This is a genomic window from Allobosea sp. TAF32 (assembly GCF_052113585.1).
Taxonomy (GTDB): Bacteria; Pseudomonadota; Alphaproteobacteria; order Rhizobiales; family Beijerinckiaceae; genus Allobosea.
In genome coordinates this window covers 1-490 of record NZ_JBFRDM010000047.1, presented here as the reverse complement: position 1 = coordinate 490, position 490 = coordinate 1, and the positions used below count along the sequence as shown (strand labels likewise).

Sequence of the window (490 nt, the reverse complement as noted above, 5' to 3'; positions counted from 1 at the left end):
CGATTGCTCGGCGACGCCAGCAGCACCCCGCGCGTGTCCGGCCCCCAGTTGGCGGCCACCTGGGCGGCGGTGAGCTGGAAGCGCTCGGCCGGCCCGCTCGGCACCATGCGCGCCCGGCCGTCGAAGGCGGCCACGAAATGACGATTGCAGGGGTAGCTCGGATCGGGCATCAGCACTTCGGCGCCAATTTCCACCAGTACCGCGCAGGCCAGCAGCAGCGCGCCGGAAGCGCCGGCGGTCACGATCACGCGGCGCTCGGGAATATCGATCCCATAGGCGGTCTTGTAGTAGCCAGCGATGGCCTCGCGCAGCGCGTGGATGCCCAGCGCCCCGGTGTACTGCGTCACGCCCCGGCGCATGGCCGCCTCCGCGGCATGCACGACCGGCGCGGCGGCGGTGAAGTCCGGCTCGCCAATCCCCATGTGGATGATGTGGCGCCCGGCCCGTTCGAGTTCGGCGGCCTGCTTGGCCAGTTCCATGACGTGGAAGG

Annotated in this window: 1 protein-coding gene; it reads right to left on the bottom strand. The window is 71.0% G+C overall.

What is annotated here, in order from left to right:
• Window positions 1-490: aminotransferase class I/II-fold pyridoxal phosphate-dependent enzyme (locus tag AB4Z16_RS28115; protein WP_441514588.1), on the bottom strand; the 490-nt coding region annotated here is incomplete at both ends.